We start from the raw sequence: 19,721 nt of genomic DNA, 5'->3' as shown, positions 1-19,721 counted from the left end.
AATCTACTTCGCTACTTTCCTGACCTCGAACCGCAGCTGCCCGCTGCCCGGACGCCCGTCGGCGGTCAGGCCGTTGATCATGACGAGGTAGCTGCCTTCCTGGTCGGACGTGTAAAAATCCAGGGCGGCCCGGCCCTGTGCGTCCGTCGAAAGGGCCGGCGACCAGTGCAGCAGCGTGCGGAAGTCGGGCATCCGTGCCTCCGTGCGCTGGGGAGAATCGTAACGGGGCGCGTAGAATTCCCGACGGAACTGAAGTCCTTCGTATTCGGCCGGCAGGGCGCGGGCGTCGGGCCGGTAACCCGCCAGATCGCCTTTATAGGTCGTGAAACTGATCACCCCGTCGAAGACCATCGGCCCCAGCACGTATTTTCGGGTCATCACCTCCAGCTTCTGCATTTTTCGGGGGTCGATCTCCATTACCCGGTTCATATCGAACATCGGCACGGCGTCGAGCAGCACCAGCGGACTGCCGGTATGAAACGCTTTGCGGGGCGCGTCCAGCACCGAAATGTGGTAGCCGTCGCGCCGTTTGCGGGCCATCACGCCGGGGACATATTCCCGGAATACCTCCTCCATGACCGGAAACCGGGTGAAATCATCGAGCCGGAATGTTTCGTCCGCAACCCCGTAAAAAGCCACACTGTCCACTTTGGGCGGGCGATACCGGCTCAGGTTTTCCCGGTAATACGCATTCTGGACCTGCATCGGGATGCTGCGTTCCAACAGTTCATCTTCCGATGCTTTCCGGAAATCGAAGGGCGGCAGGCGCGTGGTGGAAAACCGTTCGGAAAAAGGATTATCCAGTTCGATGCGCTTCAGGCTGTCCATGGGATTCAACTGCGCCACCACGTCTTTCGGACCGAAGAAGTCCTTCATTTCGAACTGAACCCGTCCCTTGTCGTCACTGCGCGACGCATACAGCAGCACGTGCTTGCCGGGCACCGACAGGTAGGCGCTCGTGTTGCCGACCGGGAGGCCCGTTTCCGAATGGACGATGCGGCCCCGGATCAGGTGGCCGTTCACCTCCGGAATAAGGTCGCCGATCCGGGCCGAGTCCTGGAGAACGTCTTCCCAGCGGAACCGTCGCCAGCCATGCGTCAGCATCAGGTTGTCGGTAGCCTGGCCGACGTCACCATCAGCCGCGGACAGATAATATTCGGGCGATTCGACGGTGCCACGTAGGTCGGAAGACAGCAGCAGGTAACTCAGAATATCGCCGGATTCGGCCGGTTGCAGGGAATCGAGCCGATACACCGCCACCGAAAGATCGGCCGGGGTGGGGTTACCAGTTTCGTCCGCCGTCGAAATGTTCACGCTGACTTTTTCGCGGGCATCGAAGGTAGCGACGGCGGTTTTCGGGAGGATGGAGAGCCGGCGTTCGGGTCGTTTGAAATAGAGCCGCTCGCTCACCGGCCGCCGGGCTTCGTCGAAAACCGTCAGGTGCGAAACGCCCTCTTCGAGCGACTTTCTGTCCACGATGAATGTAGCCGAGCCGTCCCGAAACACTTCCTGGTAAGCCCCGGCAGCCGCCATGCGCGTGTGCGTCAGGAGATAAACCGATGCCGGCGGTGCCGCAAGCCGGGCCCGAACCGTGATCTTCAACTGCTCACCGGCTTCCTCCACCTGCATCGCATAGCCTTCTCCGCGCACGGGGGGTAGCGGGCAGATAAACGACCGGCCCCGCCGGTCGGTCAGAACGGCCCGGTAGGTGGTTCCGTTCTTCGGCGTAAATGAAAACCGGCCGATGCCGAACCGAAGCGGCCGGAACCGGGCGACCGTATCGTTGGTCTGGCTGAGAACGACGCCCTGGAGGTCAGTGCCTTTTCCGTCCGTGCCGGTCATGCGGAAGGCCACCGTTCCGGGCAGGTCGCGGATGAGGTTGCCGCCCTCGGGAAAAAACTGGACGTCGTAGGCGAGTGTGTCTTTCAGCACCGGCAATTCGAGCTTTCGGAACGGGTTGACGACGGTAACGGCTTTTTCGAAGAAATAATCGGGCGAAGCATTTTTCATCCAGGCGGTATAGGCCCGGATGAGGTAGTTACCCGAAAGCAGGGTAGTGGGCAGGAAAAGCGAACCGCTGCCCCGGCCCTTGTCGAGTTCCACCTTGCTTTGCAGCACCGGCCGGTTCTCCTTGTCGAGCACTTCCAGATACGCCACTTTGCTCAGCGACAGCGGCTGGTGGAACGTCCCGTCCACGTAATTGATCCGGAACCAGATCAGTTCGCCGGTCACGTACCAGGAACGGTCCGTATGGACGAACAACTTTTCGGTCAGGGAACGGCTGCGGTAGGCTTCCAGTTTCGGGAGGATCGGGTGGGTGGTTCGGGTCTGGGCATGGACTTCCGCAAACGGCGCCGACGTGAGCAATCCGATGATCCACCAGCGGTATTTCAGGAGAAAGGGCATAGGCTACGGCTTTTCGGTTACCAGTAACTGGGTCTGACGTTGGAACCCCGGGTGCGGCAGTCGACGCAGTATTCGGACGACATGGAATAGCCGACCACCTGACCGCGCATATTCAGGATTTCGTCGATCGGCACCAGACCGCGTTCGACTTCGGTCACGGCGTCTTTGACCGGAATCGTGTCGGGTTCACAGCTTTCATAAAGGGTCGGCACCCGCCAGTCGGGCAGTTGGGTGCGGGCGATGAAGATCCGTTTCTCTTCCACCGAATAGCCGCTCAGGTAGCCGATAACCGGCTCATTGGGATCGGCCACGCTGTGGATGTTGCCCATCGCCTGGAAGGGTTGCGGATCGAACAGCGACCCCAGGCTTTCGGTGTTCTTTTTCAGGTTCTGCCAGAACTCATAGGACTCGGCCGTGAGGGCGTATTGTTTGACCAGCAGGCTGTAGCGGATTCGCAGACGGTCGGAGGTCGACGGAGATACCTTCAGCAGCTGTGCCTTGCTGATGACGTCCTGCGACAGCCGCGACGACGAACCCAGCCAGATGCTGGTCGATTTCTCGGTCCGCCAGCAGTGGCTGATGTCTTCCTGCCGGACGTCGAACTTCCCGTTTTGGTATTCGATCCGGGAAAAGAAATTCACGTAATACTCCCAGGTTTCCTCAAACTCCCAGCGGTAATACCGGGTGTTGTTGGCGGGGTCGTGGGTGCTGACGTGAAATTGAACGCCGTCGCCCTGCGCCTGCCAGCTGAGGCTGTCGACGGCCGGCGTTTTCAGCACCGTCACGTAGTCCGACAGGTATTCGCGCCCGCCGTTGGTTTTGATGCGAAGGCGGTATTTCTGACCGAAGCGGAAGTCGGCGGTCGGGCGGGTATAAGTGCCGTCGCCTTTGTCGGTGAAGGGAAAGCTGCCCCCGGTTTGGGCTTCAGCCTGCACGACGGCTTTGGTTTCCACCGTCACTCTTTTGTTGTCGCTCAGGTTCTGGGTGCGCGACAGCCGGATGGTACTCGGCCCCGCGCCGTTCAGGAAACCGTCGACGACCAGGTACGTATTGGGGGCCGAAATAGCCGGCGGACGATAGGGGTCCACGCAGCCCCAGAGCACTGCCAGCAGCAACCCGACCAGAGCCGGAACCCGCTTCCAGTGCATTCCGGCCCGGCTATTTTTGCTGATTTCCTCACCGATTCGCATCATCGCTCAGAATTTGAAATTATAGGTCACCGTTGGAATCGGCTGCCCGAAGATCGACAGTTTATACCCCCGCACCACCCCGCCTAAGGAGCTGAAATAGACCGAGTAGGCGTTACGGCGGCCGGTCAGGTTATACACGGCGAAGGTCCACGAACTGTGGGCCAGCTTCCGGACGCGGTGGTTGCCTTCGACGTTCAGCGACAGGTCCGAGCGGTAGTAATCCGGGATGCGGTACCGGTTCCGTTCGGAGTAGTAAACCCGCTGCGAACCGCCCAGTTCATATTTCGCCAGCGGCAGCGTGATCGGCCGACCGGTGCTGTAGGTAAAATTCAGGGAGATGCTGAACCGGCGGTTGATGCGGTAATTTCCGACCCAGGTGACGTCGTGCGGTTTATCGAAATTGCTCGGGTAATAGTCACCCCGGTTGATGTTCTCCTGCGGAATGCTCCGGTCGACGCGCAGGAAGGTGCGGGCGTAGGTGTAACTGAGCCAGCCGTTGAACCGGCCGGTCAGCTTTTTAACCAGAAACTCGACCCCATAGGCCAGCCCCTCCGCCCGGACGACCTCCGTTTCAGGGTGCTGGTTCATGATGAGGGTGGCCCCGCTCTGGAAGTCCAGCATGTTCTGCATGGTTTTGTAGTACGCTTCGACCGAGGTTTCGATGGTATTGTTTTTCAGGTTTTTATACAGGCCGATGGAATACTGGTCGCCGACCTGGGGGCGAATGTTGGGGTCGCTGAGCTTCCAGATGTCGGTAGGGGCCATCGACGTCGTGTTCGACAGCATATGGATGTATTGCCGCATCCGGTTGTAGCTGAGCTTGATGGAGGCATCGGACGTAAAGGCATACCGGGCCGAAATACGGTATTCGGGGCCGTGGTAGGTCTGGATGTTCTTTCCGGCTCCGTAGGAGAGCGTGTCGCGGATGTTGGCTTCGGTCATCCGGCTGCCGGTCGGATACACGAAGAGGTTTTTCGGGCCGAGGTAGTTGAACAGCGAATACCGCAGGCCGAAGCTGATCGACAGCCGGGGCGAGATGTCGAAGCGGTCGCCGGCATACAGGGCGGTTTCCAGCCCCTGCTCGGGCGAGACCACCTCCGGCCGGATCAGGCTTTCGGAACCCAGCGGCTGGTAGTTACCCGGCCGGAGTTTGTACAGGGTCGAACTCAGGCCGAAGTCCAGGGTATGCCGGGCGGTGGGATAGTAGTTGAAGTCGGTTTTGAAGGTATACTGCTCGATGCCGAAGTCCAGTTGATAGGCGTTGACCGGATTCCGGTCGCTCGACACACTGTACCGGTAGCCGCTGTAACTGGTCGTAAAGACACTGTACAGTTTGGGATTGAAGATGTGTTTCCACTTCAGGGATGCGTTCTGATTCCGGTACTGATAGGCGGTGTCGCTGTTGAGCCGGAACCGGTCCCGGCTAAGATAACCGGTCAGATAAATCGTGTTTTTCTCGCTGAACTCGTGTGTAATGTGGGCGTTGAGGTCATAGAACGAGGCCGCGCTGTTCTGGAAGGCCCGGTTTTTCAGATTCCGGAGCAGCCAGTCGGAATAGGTCGAACGTGCTCCGATCAGAAAAGAGGATTTTTCCTTTATGATCGGCCCTTCGAGCGTCAGGCGCCCCGTCAGCAGCCCGATGCCGCCCGAGCCGGCCAGCTTTTTCTTGTTGCCGTCGCGGGTGGTTACCTCCAGCACCGACGAAAGCCGGCCGCCGTAGCGCGACGGAATACCGCTTTTATACAACTCGACGTTCTTGATCATGTCCGGGTTGAAGGCCGAGAAGAACCCGAACAGGTGGGAGGGATTGTAGATGGTCGCGTCGTTGTACAGGATCAGGTTCTGGTCGGTGGAGCCGCCCCGTACGTTGAGGCCGACGCTGCTTTCACCGACCGATTTGACGCCCGGCAGCGTCAGCACCACCCTCAGCAGGTCGGCTTCGCCGAAAGCCGTCGGCACCTGCTTCAGCGTCCGGATATCGAGCCGTTCCAGGCCCATCTGCATCCCGGAGACGTTCACGTCCTTCTCGGCTTCGATCACCACCTCCCGGAGGGGAATGACGTCGTCCTCCATTTCGATGTCGAGCTTGCCTTCGTTATAGAGCAGAATCTGGCGCCGGGTGTCTTTCATACCGATGCTTCGGATTTTCAGCTCATGCCGCCCGCGGGGCAGTGTGATCGAGTAGTAGCCGAACTGGTCGGTCAGAACGCCGATGCGTGGTTTTTCGATGTACACCGCCACGCCGATCACGGGTTCGCCCGAGGCCGCATTGCGGATGTGGCCGGCCAGGTTGGCCGTACCGGGGCGGATGGGATTCGTCCGCCGGCCGATTTCGAACAGGCGGGTTTCGAGCGTGATGCGTCGTTGTTCCTTTTCGGCCAGATAGTCGACCACGTTCGTGTCGGCGTCACCCGGGCCGCTGCCGCGATCCGAAAAGCCGATGGGAAGTTCCGTCCGGATGCCCCGCTCGGCGGTGATGAACACCCGCTTCCGGGCGTCGATGGCGAAATAGAGATTTTTGGGACCCAGAATTTCGGAGAGCAGGGCGGGCAGCCGGCGGTTATTGCCCTGAACATCGACGCGCAGGCTGTCGACGTCGCGCGGGTTGAAGTAGAACCGGTAGTCGCTCTGCGATTCGATTTCCCCGACGAACTGCCGGAAGTTCAGGCCCGAAAAATTACGCTGAATCGGCCGGTCGTCGTTCGACTGGCCGACGGCCGCAGAAAGCGGGAGCGTCAGGCAGAAAAGCAGGAGAAGGGCTCGGTAGGAATTGGGCATCATCACTGGCTGGTTTCGTCATAACGTCGGGTGAGTTTCACGATGGCGCCTTCGCGGTCCCGTCGGAACTTGATGCGGTTCTCGCGCAGGTATTTCCGCAGCGGTTTTTTCTGGTCGGCGAACATCGCCAGCACCGCCCGCTTCGACCGGACGGGCGTAAATACGCCGTTTCTGCCGATGTAATAGGTATCACCGTTGAGGTACTCCTCCACTACGGCACCATGCACGAAGTCGGTTTTGATGGTTTTCACCCGTTTCGCCAATAGGTCCACCCTGCGGCCGTCGTACAGCCGGTCGTAAAAGCCGGTTTTCAGGCCGGAATTGCGGGCGCTGTCGGCATCGACCCGGATGAAGGTATGGCCGGGCAGGTCGAAACCGCCGATCCGCATACTTTGAAGCCGGATGCGGTACAGACTGTCGGAATGGGGCACGATCACCGCGTCGCCGACCACGTCGTACAGCAGGGAAATATTCCGGTAAAGCACCCCGTCGTACTGAACCGAGCCGGTTTGCCAGAGTGAGTCGAGGTAGGGGTGACCTTTGATGTTCGGCGAATAGGGGATAAATTCAGGCCCGTTATACAGCCGGGCCTGATCGGCGGTCGACCGCAGGTAGCGGTTGCGGGCGTACTCGACGGCCTGCTCACGGAAGGTCGTCCGGGCAACATTCTGTCCGAAGGCGGTGCCGGCCGCCGTCAGGAGAACGACAAACAGCAGCGCCGGACGGTACGTCATCAGGTGTGGCCGGTTCATCAGGTTAGGGTTGCAGGATATGGATATTCAGGCAAGTATAATGGTTTTCAGGGCGATTTCTACCATCGGCTGTCCTGTCTTTGGGCTTAGACATCTTTTTATGACAATTCGTTGGACGCTTTGATCACGAAATTTCCGGAGGACCTCCTCGCAGCCTTATCGGACGCCCCGGCCGTCGAGCCGTTCGAAGCCGGGGCTTTCAGTCCATTCCGCCTGTTTCGGCTCTCCGGCACGTCCGTTTTAATTCATTGCATTGATTTTCAAACGTATTCTTTCTTCCGACAACGGGCCGATGTCAGCAGGTTTTTCCAGCGGCTTTCCGAACGGTTTTCGGCCGAAGGGCTGCGGGTCGTTCACCTCTGGGAAGACGTCTGGTATCAGAAACCGGCCGTCGTGTTGTCGCGGCTCCGGGCGCTGGCGGGCTTCTCGGAACGAATCCCGGCCCGACTGACGCAGGTTCGCCGGATCGACCGGCCCACAGTAGCGCGGTTTCTGGAAGAAAATCATCTCCAGGTGGTGACGCAGTCGAAATACAAATACGGCCTGTTTCTGCCCGGGCGGTATTTCCGGGTGCTGTCTCCGGCCTTCCGGCCGCCACTGACGCCCGGACCGGCCGAACTGCTGGTGGCCGTCGCCACTTTCGGCTATCCGCGGTCGGTCCTGCGCGACGGTCGCCCTTCGCGTTCGGTCGAGCTGGTGCGGTTTTCCGGCCTTCGGGGCTGCACGGTGGTGGGCGGGCTGGATAAGCTGCTCAAAGCGTTCATCCGCGAGCACCGCCCCGACGACCTCATGACCTACGCCGACCGCGACTGGTCCGACGGGCGGAGCTACGAAAAACTGGGCTTCGTCCGGCAGGAACTGACTGAGCCGCAGACCTTCTGGCTGCGGCCGGGCGAGTGGACCCGGTATTATCCCCACCGGCTCCCCGACGGTCTGACCGAAGCCGACTTTCCGGCCCGGGGTTATGTTCCGGTTTATAATGCGGGGAGCATTAAGTTTGTAAAGATGTTGTAAGACCATGCCGAAAATCATCGTCATTCTGGGGCCGACGGCGAGCGGCAAAACCCGGCTGGCCGTTCAGGTGGCCGACCGGTTGGGCGGGGAGGTCGTCAGCGTGGATTCACGGCAGGTGTACCGCGATATGGACCTCGGCACGGGCAAGGACCTGGACGAATACCGGATTGAAGACAAAACCATCCCGTACCACCTCATCAACGTGGTTGAGGCCGGGGCCGATTACCACCTGTATCAGTACCAGCAGGATTTTTACGGCGTCCTGCCCGGTATTCTGGAGCGCGGCCGGGTTCCGGTGGTCTGCGGGGGCACCGGGCTGTATCTGGAAGCCGTGCTGAAAGGGCATCAGTTTACGGCCATTCCGATCGACGAAACACTGCGAAGAGACCTGGAAAGCCGTTCCACGGAAGAATTACAGGCGCTTTTTCGGGAGAATCCCTCGGCCTATACCCCGCTGGCCGACACCTCGACGCGAAAGCGGCTGATCCGGGCCATCGAGATTGCCCGCCACCTCGCCCGCCATCCCGATACGGCGCCGGACCGGGTGTTTCCGCTGCCTGAAACCCTCGTTTTCGGCATCGATCTGCCCGTCGAGGTTCGGCGGGAGCGCATCACCCGGCGCCTGCACGACCGGCTGCGGAACGGCCTGATCGAGGAGGTGCAGGGCCTGCTGGACCGGGGCATCCCGGCTGAAAAGCTGATCTTCTACGGACTTGAGTACAAGTTCATTACCCAATACCTTCAGGGTGAACTGGATCGGCCGACGATGACGGCCCGGCTCGAAACCGCCATTCATCAGTTTGCGAAGCGGCAGATGACGTTTTTCCGGAAAATGGAGCGTGACGGCCTGCCGATCCGGTGGCTCGACGGGCTGGCCCCGACCGCCCGGCTGGCCGATGAAATTGTAAGTGTTTATGGTTGACCCGCTTGCGCCGTTTATCCCAAAACCGGCTCCGGGGTAGCCGACAACCGGCAGTTTTGCTTATTTTTGAGCCATGACCCAAACGATAACACCGTCTCTTTTTTTAGAAGCGCTTCATCAGGAGATTCAACAGACCGACTACGGCCGGCATCCCGCCGAACTGTACGACCCGATACGTTACATCATGAATCTGGGCGGAAAGCGGATGCGGCCGCTCATGACCCTCATGGCCGCCTACCTCTTCACCGACGACTGGCGGAAGGCCCTGAAACCGGCCGTGGCGGTGGAAGTTTTTCATAATTTTACGCTCATGCACGACGACATCATGGACCAGGCACCGCTGCGCCGGGGCCGTCCGACGGTGCATGAGAAGTGGAACCACAACATCGCCATCCTCTCCGGGGACGTGATGCTGGTCAATGCCTACGAACTGCTGGTGGATGTGGAAACGCCGTATCTGAAAAAGGTGCTGATGCGGTTCAACCGTACGGCCGCCGACGTCTGCGAAGGCCAGCAGCTGGATATGAATTTTGAAACCCGCTGGGACGTTACGGAAGAAGAGTACATTGCCATGATCCGGCTCAAAACCTCGGTTCTGCTGGGCTTTGCGCTCGAACTGGGCGGGATCATCGCCGGAGCCGGCTGCGAGGCTACCGACCTGCTCCGGGAAGGCGGCATCGACATCGGGCTCGGATTCCAGCTGAAGGACGACCTGCTCGACGTCTACGGCGACCCGGCCAAGTTCGGCAAACAGGTGGGCGGAGACATCATTGCCAACAAGAAGACGTTTCTGCTTATCGAAGCCCTCCAGCAGGCGACGGGTCCGCTGAAGGAGGAACTGACGGACTGGCTGGGCCGGACGGATTTCGACAAACAGGAAAAAGTACAGGCCGTTACGGCCATTTACGATCGGCTGGGTATCCGGCAACTGACCGAACAGCGGATCGCGGATTATTTTACCCGGGGATTTGCCAATTTTGAAAGCCTTCCGGCCGATCCCGGTCGTAAGGCGGTTCTGCTGGACTTCGCCGAACAACTGATCGGACGGGAAAGCTGACCCGTCCTAAACCTCTATGACGACGACACTTGCCATTATTCTAATAACGACGCTCATCAGTCTCTATGCCTGGCGCAACGAGCGCTTTCTCGACAGCTGGGTGCTGAACCCGCAGAAGGTCCTCCGGGGCGGGCAGTGGTACCGGCTGCTGACCTCCGGCTTCGTGCATGCCGACTTCGGACACCTGATTTTCAATATGATCAGCCTCTACTTCTTCGGGCGGCTGATCGAACAGGTGTTCGGGATGCTTTTCGGGGCCGGCGGGCCGCTCTACCTGCTGATTTTCTATCTGGTCGCCATCGTGGTTTCCGACCTTCCCACGCTGATCCGGCAGCGGAACCGCTCCAATTACAACTCGCTGGGGGCTTCGGGCGGGGTGTCGGCCCTGCTGTTTGCGGCCATCCTGTTCCAGCCGACCGAGAAAATCTACCTGTACGGGGCCATCGGCGTACCCGGTTTCATTTTCGGGGCGATGTACATGGCCTATTCGTTTTACGAATCCCGGCGCGGGGGCGGCACTATCAACCACGATGCTCACCTGTACGGAGCGATTTTCGGAGTACTCGTGATCGTGCTGATCTATCCGCCGGTCATTCCTTTCTTCATCGAGCAGATTTCAAACTGGCGGCTGTTCTGACCCACCATGTGGCGGCTTTTGAAGGAACCGTATCCCGTCGAGGAACCGGCGCGTCGGCGCTGGGTGAAAGCGTTCTGGATCGGGGCCTTCGTGGGGCTGTTCCTGCTGATTTTTCAGCCGTTCGGGCTGGGAGAATGGGAGACGCCCTATAAGGTGCTAAAACTACTGGGCTTCGGCCTGATCACCTTCGGTATCACCGCCGGTTTATACATCCTCCTTCCGGCTCTGGCCCCCGGGCAGTTTCGGGACGAACGCTGGACTGTCGGGCGTGAAATAGGGTGGGTCAGCATCAACATGCTGCTGATCGGGCTGGCGAATTACGTGTACCTGAAAGAACTGATCCATACGCCCGGCTATGGACCGGACCTGCTGCCGATGGTGCTGATTACGTTCCTGATCGGCCTGTTTCCGACCGCCGGCTCCGTGGTACTGAACTACATCGTCCAGTTGAAAAAGTACAGCCGGTCGGCCGCCGAACTGCCCCTTCACGAACCGACGACGCCCGGCCCCGGTGCGCCTATGTTGACGCTGACGGCGGAGAATGAGAAGGATGTACTCAGAATCGCAGCCTCCGACCTACTGTTCATCGAGTCGAGCGACAACTACTGCACCGTTTATTTTCTCAAAGACCACCAGGCGGCCAAAACGCTTCTGCGCAGCAGCCTCAGCCGCCTGGAAACCCAGCTCGGCAGCGATCCGGCGGTGCGGGCGGCCCTTGTCCGGTGTCACCGTTCCTTTGTGGTCAATCTGAACCAGGTCGAGAAGGTGACGGGCAATGCGCAAGGCTATAAACTCCATCTCCTTCAGGGCACGTTTCAGATTCCGGTGGCCCGGAAGTATAACGAAACGCTGGTAAGCCGCCTGAAAACGCTGCCGTAGGCTTTGCCAAACCTCCCGGCGGTTTTGTCAAACGTCCCGCCCTTTGTCAAACTCCCCAAAGTACGGCTGCTCAGCCCTTTGATTTGACGATCAAAAGCAGGCCGCGTAGGTTTGCCTTCACATTGAACGAACGCAAACGAACCGCACAGCCATGAATGTCTTCGTAAAAGGAATGCTTCTGATTCACATTGCCGCCGGTTTTACGGCTTTACTGGTGGGTGTCATCCCGATGATTGCCCGAAAGGGCAGCCGCCTGCACAATACCACCGGTCTGGTCTTCTACTGGTGTATGGCCGTCGTCTGCCTGACCGCCGTTTATCTGGTTTTCTTCAAACCCAGCTCACTGTTTCTGCTGTTTATCGCCATGCTGAGTTTTTACTTCTGCTTCTCCGGCCGGCGGCTGCTTCGGCTGAAAAAAGCTGAAAACCGGCCGGAGCGCATCGACCGCATCGCGGCTTACGGGGCGCTGGCGGCCTCCCTGCTGATGCTCGGGCTGGGCGGACGGGCGGCTTTTCAGCTGGCAACCGGCGGCAACGGCTCGGTTTTCGACCTGTTATACCTGTTTTTTGGGGGATTACTCTACAGCAACGCCCGGTATGACGTGGTGCGCTTTCACAATCCGCTGAAGGCAAAGTACGGGAAGATGGAGTGGTTTTTCGGGCACATTAACCGGATGGTCGGCTCCTACATCGCGACGCTGACGGCTTTTGCCACGGTCAATACCCGGATGCTGCCGGAACACCCGATCCTGGTCGACATTGCCGCCTGGACGCTCCCGGGGGTCATCGGCGGGCTGCTCATCAGCCGCTGGATTGCCTACTACCACCGCAAATTCAACCTCAGCCGTACCAGCAAAAAGGCCGTCCCGGCGTAGGGACGGCCTGTATTTTTTGTGCTCCCGACTCTATTGTCATCCCGAGGCACGAGGGATGACAACTCCCAAACTCCTAAACCCCCAAACTCCTCGACTTCAGCGGAAGAATCCCTTCGGGTCCGGGGATTTGGCGAGGAGTTCCTGAATGTAGGCAAGATCGACGGAAGAAAGCTCCAGGGTCCGGGCTTTATGAACGTATTCCCAGGCCGGTTCATACTGGCCCTGGGAGAAGCTCGCCCACGAAAGCCGCATGTAGGTGTTCGGGTTGGTCGTGTCGTATTTGAGTGCCCGGTTGAGCAGGCCGACGGCTTCCTCCAGGAGCATTTTGTCCTGGTTTTCCTTGTAAAGCTTGAGCTGAACGGTCGCCAGGTCGGTCATCAGCACTGCGTTGGTGTCGGCCACATCCAGCCCGCGCTTCATCAGGTGAATCGACTCGGGTATTTTTCCTTTCTGGTAGGCGATGACGCCCAGTCCCCAGTAGGTATCGACATTCTTTTCGTTGAGGACCCAGGCGAGGTTGAAGCGGTGGGTAGCCGTATCGAGCTGGCCTTCCGTCAGATACTCCCAGCCGCGGCTGGAAAAGAACTGGCTGGCCTCGCTGCGGTTGGCGAAGCTCTGGTCGCACTCGTTCAGGAAGCGGATTTCCCATTCGATGTGCGCGGGCGTCTTTCCCTTTTCACCGAATAAGGGCAGTACCATCGGGTTGACGGCCACCTCGGCAACGGAACGGTTATCTCTGGGAACCTCTACCGCCGTGTCCTTTTTATCCGCATCGATTTTCCGGGCCGAGCTGACCAATTGACCTGACTGGGCAGCCGCCCCGAAAGGCAGACAACACATCAGAAGGCCGAAAACCCGGATGATCTTTGCTCGCTTGTTCATGTTACGTTCGACGTACTAACTCCTATAGAACGCTAAGGCCGTCTAAGTTAGTACAAAATTCCAGAAATCGGTTACTTGCGTCGATTACGGGCCGGGCCGGCTTTCGGTTTGCCGGGGCGGGCGGGTGTGGAAGATTTCGGGCGTCTGGCGGATTTGCCGCCGGCCGTCGCCTTGCCTCGCGGGGCGGGCTGGTGCTTCTTCTCGTGGAAAGCGCCCTTGAAGGTGGGGTCTTCCTTCCGGCGCTGGTTGTCGATCTCCCGCAGCATGTCCTGACGCTCGTCGAAGGGCGTCTCGGTAATTTCTATCCCTTCCGGAATCGGTTCACGGGGGATTTCCATCCGGATGATCTTCTCGATCTTCGCGACGTGGTATTCCTCGGCCATCGTCATGAAGGTGACGGCTTCGCCCGTGCGGTTGGCCCGGCCCGTCCGGCCGATCCGGTGGACATAATCCTCATAGATCAGCGGCACGTCGAAGTTGATCACGTGGCTGACCTCGTTGACGTCGATGCCGCGGGCCGTGACGTCGGTCGTCACCAGCACCCGGATATTGCCCTCTTTGAAGGCTTCCATCGAGTTGATGCGCGTGTTCTGGCCTTTGTTGGCGTGCAGCACCCGGATGCGGTCGTCGGCAACGACCTTGCGGGCCAGGAACTTGTAGATATTGTCGGCCGACTCCTTGGAGCGGGTGAAGACGATAACCCGGTTGGTGGCGTTTTCATCGGCCAGCAGGTGCGCGAGCAGGTTGATTTTGGTCCGGAAATTCGGCACCTCATACAGCTTCTGGCTGACCATCTCGGCCGTCGACGCCTGGGGCGTCACCTCGACGCGGGTCGGGAATTCCAGAAATTCATACGAGAGTTCCTCCACCTTCGGCGGAAAGGTGGCCGAAAACAGCAGGTTCTGTCGTTTCACCGGGATTACCTCCAGAATTTTCCGGATCTGGGGCATAAAACCCATGTCCATCATCTTGTCGGCTTCGTCGAGCACCATCGTGTTCAGCTGCTTCACCCCGATTACGCCTTTCAGGTACAAGTCCGTAAACCGCCCCGGGGTGGAAACCAGAATATCGACGCCTTTCTGCAGCGCTTCGATCTGCGTTTTCGGGCCGATGCCGCCGTAAATCGCCAGGTGGCGGACGTCGGTATATTTCCCCAGTTCCGCGATGGCCGCGTCGATCTGCATCACCAGTTCGCGGGTAGGGGCTAAAATAATCGCCCGGGGGAGTACCCCCTGGGCGTATTTGATCTTCATCAGCAGCGGCAGCAGATAGGCCGCCGTCTTTCCGGTGCCGGTCTGGGCGATGCCCAGTACATCCTGCCCCGCCAGGACGGGCGGAATGGCCTGCTGCTGGATGGGAGTCGGCTGCCCGTATCCCAGGTCCGCAACGGCGTTCAGCAACTGACGGTTCAGATTAAAATCTTCAAAAGAATTGATTTCCATGCCACAAAGATAGCAGGCAGGAGATTGTGGCCGGCTATACCGTCTCCAACAACGCTTCTACCATTTTCGTTGCGCCGATGTACAGCGGGGTGCGCTGGTGCAGTTCGGACGGCTCGATGTCGAGGATGTCGCGGAAGCCGTCGGTGGCCCGGCCGCCGGCCTGTTCGGCGATAAAGGCCAGCGGGGCGCATTCGTACAGCAGCCGCAGCTTGCCGGTCGGGGCCTTCGGGATGGGCGGGTACAGATAAATACCGCCCTTGATCAGATTCCGGTGAAAGTCGGCGACGAGCGAACCGATGTACCGGCCGGTGTAGCCCTGCCGGCGTGAAGTTTCCAGATAGTGACGGATATTTTCAGGGTATTCGTTGTAGTTCCCGTCGTTGCAGGAGTAAATCGAGCCGTCGGCAGGACTGTTGATCTGCGCCTGCGACAGGAAGAATTCCCCGAGGGAGTGGTCGTAGGTAAAGCCGCTGACGCCGTGGCCGGTGGTATAGACGAGCATGGTCGAGGAGCCGTAAAGAATGTAGCCGGCGGCTACCTGTTTGCGTCCGCCCTGCAGAAAGTCGTCGAGGGTGGCGCGGGTACCGATGGGGGTTACACGCCGATAGATGGAAAAGATGGTCCCGATGGAGACGTTGACGTCGATGTTCGAGGAGCCGTCGAGGGGGTCCATCGCCACGACGTATTTGGCGTGGTCGTTGTCGGTGTAGATGATCTCCTCATCTTCCTCCGAGATGATCGCGCAGACCTCCCCGCCGTTCTTCAGCGCCCGGATGAAGCGGATGTTGGCAATGACGTCGAGTTTCTGCTGGCATTCGCCCTGGACGTTATTGGAGCCCAGCGCCCCGGTAACGTCGATCAGCCCGGCCTTGTTGATCTCGCGGTTGATGATTTTTCCGGCGAGGGCGATGTCGCGCAGAAGTTGGGACAGTTCTCCCGTGGCGAACGGGAAGTCCCGCTGCTGCCGCATGATATAGCGGTCGAGCGTTACGCCGACGGGCAGCGCAATGGTAGAGGAAGTAGATTGCATAAATCAGGCTGGTTGGGAGGGATGTACTGATAATCAGGTAAGTAAGATAGGTAAAAATTTCTTAGCCTGAGTCAAAAATGAGGCAATGGGTCAGAACCGGTCCAGCACCCGTTCGATCCCGCTCAGGTAGCCGGTTCCGAACAGATTCAGGTGGACCAGCAGGGGGTAGAGATTATAGATGGGGATACGCTCCTTAAAACCGTCTTCCAGCGGGAACGTCTCATCGTAGGCGTCGTAGAACCGGTCGTCGAAGCCGCCGAATAGGGTCGTAAAGGCCAGTTCGGCCTCCCGGAAGCCGTAATAAACCGCCGGATCGATGAGCGCCACATTGCCCTGCTCGTTGACCATCACGTTGCCCGACCACAGGTCACCGTGCAGGAGGGCGGGGCGTTCGTTGGGCAGCAGGTCCGGCAGGCGCTGATACAACTGAGGAAATTTATCAAACAGTTCTTTGGGAATCAGCCCTTTGTAAAAAGCCATACCGGCCTGGGGATGGAGTCGCTGTTCGATGAAGAAAGCAATGCCGTTGTCGGTGGGCGTATTGCTCTGCGGCAGCGAACCGATATAGTTGTCGAAACTCAGGCCGAATTTCGGCTGCGTGTGGGAGTGGAGCAGCGCCAGCGACTGGCCGAACGACTCCCAGTAATCGGTTCTGGCGGCAACGGGGTCGATGTATTCCAGAATCAGGTAGGCCTTGTCCTGATAATGCCCGTAGCCGATGACTTCCGGAATATGGATCGCTTCGGCGGAGCGCAGCAGGTCGAGCCCCCGGGCCTCCGACCCGAACATCCCCTCCCGGTCGGCGGAGTTCCACTTGACGAAAAAGAGTCCCTCCGATGAAAACACCTGCGCAGCCGTGTTGATGTCGCCACCGGACAGGAAGCGAGCCTCCAGCACTTCAATCGGGCTTCCCAGCGTCTGAAAAAGAATTCCCTCAAAAAACTCGAACTGTTCTTCTCCCAGCCACATTACTTGTAAATCCGGTTTAATCGATGTTGCCGATCCCTGAAATAATTATACGAATCGGTTTTCAGTTGGTATTTTTGTCGGGCTTACGGCCGGACGATCCACCTAATGACATGAATTCACAGGTACAGCATTTTTACGAACTGGCTCAACGACCCGAACGTCGCATCATCGGCCTGATGTCCGGAACCTCGATGGACGGGCTGGATGTCGCCCTTTGCCGGATCAAAGGCAGCGGAGGACGGACGGAGGTGGCCCTGAGCCATTTCGAAACGGTTCCCTATACGGACGACCTGAAGGCGGAAATAAGGAAAGTTTTTGCCAAAAAAGAAATCGATTTTCTGCATCTCTGCCTTCTGAATGCCTGGATCGGCCAGATACACGGCCGGATGGTGACCGATTGTCTGGAACGCTGGGGGCTGACTGCCAGCGAGGTCGACCTGGTAGCCAGCCACGGCCAGACGGTTTTTCATGCCCCCAAAAGTCAGCACCGGCTCGACAAATTTCCAAACGCGACCCTGCAGATCGGCGACGGCGACCACGTGGCCGTCACGACCGGCATCATCACCCTCAGCGATTTCCGGCAGAAGCACATCGCCAAAGGGGGCGAGGGCGCTCCGCTGGCGGTGTACGGCGACTATTTCATTTTTTCAAAGTCCGGCCAGAACCGCCTGATGCTCAACATGGGCGGTATCGCCAACTTTACGTACCTGCCCGGCGACCTGGACGCCGGGGCGGTGTTTACGACCGATACCGGGCCCGGCAATACGCTGATCGACGCCTTCACCCGTCGGTTCTTCGACCGGCCCTTCGACGCCGGGGGGCGGATCGCGGCCGGCGGTAAAGTAAACCGGGATCTGCTGCGCATTCTGAAGAAAGATCCGTTTTTCCAGGCACCGGTTCCGAAAACCACCGGGCCGGAACTTTTTAGCCTGGATTATGTGCGGCTGGCCCAGCAGCGAAGCAAAACCACCTCCCTGACCCCCGAGGACCTCATGGCTACCCTGACCCGCTTCAGCGCCGAAACCATCGCGGAAGCGATCCGGGCGGCTATGAAACCGGGAGAGGAATACCATGTGTACCTGAGCGGGGGCGGGATGCATAACCCGGTGCTGACCGGCGGCATTCGGGAACTGCTGCCCGGCTGCACCTTCGGCACCACCGACGAACTCGGCATCCCGGGCGATGCCAAGGAAGCCGTGCTGTTTGCCGTGCTGGCCAATGAAGCCGTCGCCGGCGGCACCACTTCCTTCGGCGACCGCCAGGGTGTACCGACGGTTTCGATGGGAAAAGTATCGTTTCCGGAATGATATTTGAGTTTATAAGACAAACCATATGACCGACATTATCATCATCGGGGGTGGCATTGTGGGGCTGGCGACGGCCCTGCAGATCAAACGCCGGCGCCCCGACCTGTCCGTAACCGTACTGGAGAAAGAAAACCGGCTGGCAGCTCATCAGACCGGCCATAACAGCGGGGTGATCCACTCCGGCCTGTATTATAAACCCGGCAGCCTCAAGGCCGTCAACTGCATCCGCGGCTACCGGATGCTGCTCGACTTCTGCGATCAGGAGGGCGTTCCGTATGAACTCTGCGGGAAGATCGTCGTCGCTACCAAACCGGAGCAGGTGCCGCAGCTGAACAACCTCTTCGAACGGGGGCAGCAGAACGGCCTGGGCGGCCTTCGGAAGCTGAGCGGAGCCGAGATGCGGGAGATCGAGCCGCACGTCAATGGGGTCGAGGGAATGTGGGTGCCGCAGACGGGCATCATCGACTATGTTCAGGTGTGTGAGAAATACGCCGAAAACGTGCGGAAACTGGGCGGAGAAATCCGGTTGGGCGAGAAAGTGACGCAGATTACGGCCGGCAACACGCTGTCGGTCGTGGTAACGGACAAGGCGACCTACGAAACGAAGCTCGTCGTCAACTGCGCCGGTCTGTATTCCGATAAAATGGCGCAGTTGACCCAGCGTGGGGAGATCGACCTTCGGATCATCCCGTTTCGGGGGGAATATTACAAAATCCGCCCGGAGAAGCACCATCTGGTCCGGAACCTGATCTATCCGGTGCCGGACCCGAATTTTCCGTTCCTGGGCGTACATTTCACCCGCATGATCCACGGCGGTGTCGAAGCCGGGCCGAACGCCGTGCTGGCCTTTCGGCGGGAAGGCTACCGGAAGTCGGACATCGACCTGAAAGAACTGTTCGAGACCCTAAGCTGGCCGGGCTTTCAGAAAGTGGCCGGGAAATACTGGCAGACCGGCATGGGTGAGATGTATCGGTCGTTCTCCAAAGCCGCCTTTACCAAAGCCCTCCAGGAACTGATCCCTGAGGTGCGGGAAGAGGATCTGGTGGAAGGAGGGGCCGGGGTCCGGGCCCAGGCCTGCGACCGCCGTGGCGGTCTGCTCGACGACTTCGCGATTCTGGAAAGCGAACGGGCCATCAACGTCTGCAACGCGCCCTCACCGGCTGCCACCTCCTCGCTCTCCATCGGCCTCACCGTATCGGAAAAGGCCCTGGCACGGTTCTGAAAGCCGTCCTGATCAATGAAACGGCCCCGGCCACCCAAAAACCGGGTGTGCCGGGGCCGTTTCCGTAGAGCCGCTCACTGTTTGATGATCTTAAACTGCCGACACCCCTCAGGCCCCTGACTGATCAGGATGTAGACGCCCGAGGCCAGCCCGCTCAGGTCCAGTTCCTTCAGCACCCCGGCTTCGAACGTATTCCGGACGATGCGACCGGCCAGATTCATCAGCAGATAGGAGTCATAGGGCAAGGCAGGTTGCAGATACACCTTTCCTTCCGGCGTCGGGTTCGGATACAGTATGTACGTGATCCGTTCGGCGGATGGTGCGGTCGGTTCGGCCGTTATCCGGGCCGTCGAAGAAGTC

At 59.2% G+C, this 19,721-nt stretch carries 17 protein-coding genes; 8 read left to right on the top strand and 9 right to left on the bottom strand.

Going from position 1 to position 19,721, the window contains the following annotated elements:
• Nucleotides 1-3: 3 nt before the first annotated feature.
• The 4 genes from DX909_RS20715 to DX909_RS20700 are packed head-to-tail and all read right to left on the bottom strand — an operon-like array spanning nucleotide 4 to nucleotide 7,126.
• Nucleotides 4-2,406 carry a hypothetical protein gene (locus DX909_RS20715; protein ID WP_128547130.1) on the bottom strand — a complete coding sequence of 801 codons (2,403 nt, stop codon included), beginning with the start codon at nucleotides 2,404-2,406 and terminating at the stop codon, nucleotides 4-6.
• 17 nt (nucleotides 2,407-2,423) lie between these two features.
• Nucleotides 2,424-3,599, bottom strand: coding sequence for a DUF4249 domain-containing protein (locus DX909_RS20710; protein ID WP_229311131.1), 1,176 nt, complete (start codon nucleotides 3,597-3,599; stop codon nucleotides 2,424-2,426).
• 3 nt (nucleotides 3,600-3,602) lie between these two features.
• The gene (locus tag DX909_RS20705; RefSeq protein WP_128547129.1) at nucleotides 3,603-6,374 is read right to left on the bottom strand and encodes a TonB-dependent receptor; all 2,772 of its coding nucleotides are present in this window, start codon (nucleotides 6,372-6,374) and stop codon (nucleotides 3,603-3,605) included.
• Between the two features lie 2 nt (nucleotides 6,375-6,376).
• Nucleotides 6,377-7,126 carry a hypothetical protein gene (locus tag DX909_RS20700; RefSeq protein ID WP_128547128.1) on the bottom strand — a complete coding sequence of 250 codons (750 nt, stop codon included), beginning with the start codon at nucleotides 7,124-7,126 and terminating at the stop codon, nucleotides 6,377-6,379.
• A gap of 120 nt (nucleotides 7,127-7,246) precedes the next feature.
• Between DX909_RS20700 and DX909_RS20695 the strand changes: the two genes are divergently transcribed.
• The 6 genes from DX909_RS20695 to DX909_RS20670 all read left to right on the top strand — a co-directional run bounded on the left by DX909_RS20695 (nucleotide 7,247) and on the right by DX909_RS20670 (nucleotide 12,509).
• Complete coding sequence (locus DX909_RS20695) at nucleotides 7,247-8,140, top strand: hypothetical protein (RefSeq protein ID WP_128547127.1); 894 nt, start codon at nucleotides 7,247-7,249, stop codon at nucleotides 8,138-8,140.
• 4 nt (nucleotides 8,141-8,144) lie between these two features.
• Nucleotides 8,145-9,062 (top strand): tRNA (adenosine(37)-N6)-dimethylallyltransferase MiaA, encoded by a 918-nt coding sequence (miaA, locus tag DX909_RS20690; RefSeq protein WP_128547126.1) that lies wholly within the window; start codon nucleotides 8,145-8,147, stop codon nucleotides 9,060-9,062.
• Between the two features lie 73 nt (nucleotides 9,063-9,135).
• Nucleotides 9,136-10,119 (top strand): polyprenyl synthetase family protein, encoded by a 984-nt coding sequence (locus DX909_RS20685; RefSeq protein WP_374755869.1) that lies wholly within the window; start codon nucleotides 9,136-9,138, stop codon nucleotides 10,117-10,119.
• 16 nt (nucleotides 10,120-10,135) lie between these two features.
• The gene (locus tag DX909_RS20680; RefSeq protein WP_128547125.1) at nucleotides 10,136-10,756 is read left to right on the top strand and encodes a rhomboid family intramembrane serine protease; all 621 of its coding nucleotides are present in this window, start codon (nucleotides 10,136-10,138) and stop codon (nucleotides 10,754-10,756) included.
• Between the two features lie 6 nt (nucleotides 10,757-10,762).
• Entirely contained in the window at nucleotides 10,763-11,635 is an 873-nt protein-coding gene (locus DX909_RS20675; RefSeq protein WP_128547124.1) for a LytR/AlgR family response regulator transcription factor, read from the top strand.
• A gap of 151 nt (nucleotides 11,636-11,786) precedes the next feature.
• Complete coding sequence (locus DX909_RS20670; protein ID WP_128547123.1) at nucleotides 11,787-12,509, top strand: DUF2306 domain-containing protein; 723 nt, start codon at nucleotides 11,787-11,789, stop codon at nucleotides 12,507-12,509.
• Between the two features lie 96 nt (nucleotides 12,510-12,605).
• Here the strand turns inward: DX909_RS20670 and DX909_RS20665 are convergent, their stop codons facing one another.
• The 4 genes from DX909_RS20665 to DX909_RS20650 form a co-directional block, all read right to left on the bottom strand.
• On the bottom strand, nucleotides 12,606-13,391 hold the full coding sequence (locus DX909_RS20665) for a tetratricopeptide repeat protein (protein WP_128547122.1): 786 nt from the start codon (nucleotides 13,389-13,391) through the stop codon (nucleotides 12,606-12,608).
• Between the two features lie 71 nt (nucleotides 13,392-13,462).
• Nucleotides 13,463-14,833 (bottom strand): DEAD/DEAH box helicase, encoded by a 1,371-nt coding sequence (locus DX909_RS20660; RefSeq protein ID WP_128547121.1) that lies wholly within the window; start codon nucleotides 14,831-14,833, stop codon nucleotides 13,463-13,465.
• Nucleotides 14,834-14,867: 34 nt separating this feature from the next.
• The gene (fbp, locus tag DX909_RS20655) at nucleotides 14,868-15,863 is read right to left on the bottom strand and encodes a class 1 fructose-bisphosphatase (protein WP_128547120.1); all 996 of its coding nucleotides are present in this window, start codon (nucleotides 15,861-15,863) and stop codon (nucleotides 14,868-14,870) included.
• Nucleotides 15,864-15,953: 90 nt separating this feature from the next.
• Nucleotides 15,954-16,832, bottom strand: coding sequence for a fructosamine kinase family protein (locus DX909_RS20650; RefSeq protein WP_128547119.1), 879 nt, complete (start codon nucleotides 16,830-16,832; stop codon nucleotides 15,954-15,956).
• A gap of 110 nt (nucleotides 16,833-16,942) precedes the next feature.
• Here DX909_RS20650 and DX909_RS20645 point away from each other — a divergent pair, with 110 nt between their 5' ends.
• On the top strand, nucleotides 16,943-18,139 hold the full coding sequence (locus DX909_RS20645) for an anhydro-N-acetylmuramic acid kinase (protein WP_128547118.1): 1,197 nt from the start codon (nucleotides 16,943-16,945) through the stop codon (nucleotides 18,137-18,139).
• Nucleotides 18,140-18,164: 25 nt separating this feature from the next.
• Nucleotides 18,165-19,361: an L-2-hydroxyglutarate dehydrogenase gene (lhgD, locus tag DX909_RS20640; protein WP_128547117.1), complete on the top strand. Its 1,197-nt coding sequence runs from the start codon at nucleotides 18,165-18,167 to the stop codon at nucleotides 19,359-19,361.
• A gap of 74 nt (nucleotides 19,362-19,435) precedes the next feature.
• Here the strand turns inward: lhgD and DX909_RS20635 are convergent.
• On the bottom strand, nucleotides 19,436-19,721 hold a 286-nt coding region (locus DX909_RS20635; RefSeq protein ID WP_164851354.1), incomplete at its 5' end, for a T9SS type A sorting domain-containing protein.

It is taken from the genome of Larkinella soli (assembly GCF_003703975.1).
Classification (GTDB): Bacteria; Bacteroidota; Bacteroidia; order Cytophagales; family Spirosomataceae; genus Larkinella; species Larkinella soli.
The sequence above is the reverse complement of the archived record's forward strand: the minus strand, read 5'-3'. Positions and strand labels throughout refer to the sequence as shown.